Here is a 3,215-nt window from a genome sequence, read left to right on the forward strand (position 1 = left end):
CCGACGAAGGAGGTTTTGCAAGCGCCTCAGTCAGCTTCTCATGATCAAAACCCGTATTCATGGGTGACATTTTATGATCACATGCAGGAGCAAAGCAAGATTACGATTATGATTACGATTACGATTATGAGGCTCTTGCAAAACCCTGAACAGGTTGACAGTGGTGCGGGCGTCCCGCCTGCAATCCCAAGGCTTTCTCGTAATTCTGGCAGGCGAGACGCCTGCACCACGAGGGTTTTGCAAGAGCCTCTTATGATTAAGTAACCCTCATCAGAACGGCCATGCGCCCGATTGCTGGAGGCCCTGCTTTTCGTTCTTGCCCCGCCGCCGATAAAAGCGGTAAACTGCACACTCTATGAAGACGTCATTTCGTGATTGCCAGGCACCTGTCCAAACCCTACCTGCATCCGGCATCAGGGATCAGGCAGGAAACGCTTTCCCTGAACCCCGAACCCTGAACCCTCCGCTTGCACAAACCAGAGGTTTTGCAAGCGCCTCGTGGTTTCACTGTCTTGCCGCGGTCGCTCTCGCCGTGTGCGCAACCGGTTGCCAGTCGATGCTGGAGGGGACGCCGTTTGCCCCGAAACCCAACACCGACGAGGCGCGTCTGGCGTATGCGCTGCAGCAGGCTGAACGCGAAGTGACCCGCCTCAGGGCGCGTGTCGATGCCTTCGAGCAGAACAACGAGCGGCTGGAGGGGCGCATCATCGATGCGGAGCGCCAGACGCGGGACATCCTTCGCCTGCGTGACGAGTTGCAGCAGATCCGGAACGACCGCGCCAAACTGCGGGATGAAATTTCCCAAAGCATGGGCGTGACCATCAAGCGCATGCTGGACGAACAGCAGGCCCAGACCCTCGCGCAGGTTCAGAAAGCGCTCGCGTCTTCCCGCCCCGCCGCGCCGAGCAAGCAAACGGGGTACAATCATACCGTCGCGGCGGGGCAGACGCTGTCGCTGATTGCGCGCGAGTACAAGACGACGATTGACGCGATCATGAAGGCGAACAATCTCACCAATGCAAATGATCTCCGTGTGGGCATGGTCCTGTTTATCCCCGAGAAATGATCCGGCACGGATCGCGTTGCAGAAAGGCTTCTGATGACTTCGGGCGATGCCGTTCTTTCCCTCCTGCTGCGGCGAACCGGTCTGGTCAGCGATGCGCAGGTCGCCGCCGCGCTGGCTGCCGACCGTTCTGACGGCGCGGGGATCGTGGATGTTCTGGTGAAGAGCGGCGCGGTCCGCGAAGATGCGTTCCTGCAGAAGATCGCGCCGCTGCTCGGCCTCTCCTACACCGAGATGGCGCTGATCGAACCCGACGCCGATGCGCTGAAGCTGCTGCCGGCGCGCGCGGTCTACCAATACGCGGTGATGCCCCTGAAGCTGGAGGGCGGCGTGCTCACGGTGGCGATCTCCGACCCCTTCAACGCGGGGGTGTCGGACGGCTTGCGCCTCGCCGCTGGCCGCCCGGTCCGCCTGACGCTCGCGCCGCGCGAGGATATCCGCAAGGCCAACCGCAAGTACTACGGCGTCGGCGCCGAAGCGGTCGAGAAAATGATCGAGGATGGGCGCTACGAGGTGGATGCGGGGGCGGCCTCCAACGCCAAGATCGATGTCAACGAGATGGGGCAGGAGGCCTCGATCGTCCGCTTCGTCAACCAGATCATCGCCGAGGCCGACCGCCAGGGCGCCACCGACATTCACGTCGAGCCGATGGAGGAGGAACTGCGCATCCGCTACCGGATTGACGGCATCCTCCACCGCGTCGATGTGCCGCCGCAGCTCAACCGCCTGAAATCGGCGGTCATTTCGCGCCTCAAGGTGATGGCCAACATGGACATCGCCGAGAAGCGGATGCCCATGGATGGCCGCATCGGCATCCGGCTGAACGGCGAGGATGTGGACATCCGCGTCTCGACCATGCCGACGATCTACGGCGAGAGCGTGAGCCTCCGTCTGCTGCAAAAGAGCGGCAGTTTTGTGAAGCTGGCGGATCTGGGCCTGAATCCGCACGACCGCCACGCCGTCGAGAAGATCATCAACCGGCCCAACGGCATCTTCCTGGTCACCGGGCCCACCGGCTCGGGCAAGACCACGTCGCTGTATTCGTTCCTCCACGAGATCAACTCGGTGGATGTGCGCATCCTCACCGCCGAAGACCCGATTGAATACGAGATGGCGGGCATCAATCAGGTCCATGTCCGGCAGGACATCGGCCTCACCTTCGCCCGCATTCTGCGGTCGTTCCTCCGTCAGGACCCCGACATCATCATGGTGGGTGAAATCCGCGATGGCGAGACCGCCGAGATCGCCATCAACGCCTCGCTCACCGGCCATCTGGTCTTCAGCACGCTGCACACCAATGACGCGGCCGGCGCCTTTGCCCGCCTGACCGACATGGGCGCCGAGCCGTTTCTGATCGCCTCCGCCGTGGCGGCCGTCATGGCCCAGCGGCTGGTGCGGCGGGTCTGCCCGGTCTGCAACCGCCTCGAACCGCTGGATCGGGCCTTGTGGGACATGCCCGGCGAACCGGCGTCCGACCGGGTGCCGCATGCGGTGGGGTGCGAGAAATGCGCCATGACGGGGTATCGCGGACGGCGGGGCATCTTTGAACTGCTGCAGGTGACCGAGCCGATCGAATCGCTGATCATCAACCGCCGTCCGGCGGGCGAAATCAAGCTGAAGGCGATAGAGCAGGGGATGCTGACGCTGCGTCAGGACGGCTGGACCAAGGTGTTCCAGGGGATGACGACCGTCGAGGAGATTTTCCGGGTCACCGAGGAAAATGACTGATGCCCGCATTTGCCTATAAAGCGCTCTCCAAGACCGGCCAGCGCACCGAGGGGGCGGTCGACGCCGCCGACCGGCTGGGCGCTCTGGCGGCGGTGGAGCGGATGGGACTGGTCCCGCTCGTGGTCAGCGAGGGCCGCGCGACCGCGGCCGGTCGCGGCGCGGGCGTGAGGCGTTTCCGCCTGAGTACCCCCGATCGGATGGGCTCGCGGCAGGTGCTGCTGTTCTCTGAGGAGCTGGGCGACCTGCTGGCGGCGGGCATGCCGCTGGGTTCGGCGCTCAACTGCCTCGCGTCGCACGGCAAGGAATCGGCGGGCGGGCGGATCGCCGCAGACCTGCGCGACCGGATCATCCGTGGCGAGTCGTTTTCCGACGCGCTGGCGGCCCACGCCGATAGCTTTCCTTCTCTCTACAGCAACATGATCCG

Annotated in this window: 3 protein-coding genes; all 3 read left to right on the forward strand. The window is 63.6% G+C overall.

The annotated features are described in order from the left end of the window. The first annotated feature begins 355 nt into the window (after window positions 1-355). Complete coding sequence (locus FJ222_12410) at window positions 356-1,066, forward strand: LysM peptidoglycan-binding domain-containing protein (protein ID MBM4165224.1); 711 nt, start codon at window positions 356-358, stop codon at window positions 1,064-1,066. 33 nt (window positions 1,067-1,099) lie between these two features. Further along, window positions 1,100-2,791 carry a type II/IV secretion system protein gene (locus FJ222_12415; GenBank protein MBM4165225.1) on the forward strand — a complete coding sequence of 564 codons (1,692 nt, stop codon included), beginning with the start codon at window positions 1,100-1,102 and terminating at the stop codon, window positions 2,789-2,791. Next, window positions 2,791-3,215, forward strand: a 425-nt coding sequence (locus FJ222_12420; GenBank protein ID MBM4165226.1) for a hypothetical protein, incomplete at its 3' end; no start/stop codon positions are given. The genes FJ222_12415 and FJ222_12420, both read left to right, overlap by 1 nt.

This window comes from Lentisphaerota bacterium (assembly GCA_016873675.1).
Lineage (GTDB): Bacteria > Verrucomicrobiota > Kiritimatiellia > RFP12 > JAAYNR01 > VGWG01.

Bases quoted from the DNA above. Each gene is read 5' to 3' on its own strand.
- FJ222_12410 (MBM4165224.1), top strand. From the start codon at position 356: ATGAAGACGTCATTTCGTGATTGCCAGGCACCTGTCCAAACCCTACCT.
- FJ222_12415 (MBM4165225.1), top strand. From the start codon at position 1,100: ATGACTTCGGGCGATGCCGTTCTTTCCCTCCTGCTGCGGCGAACCGGT.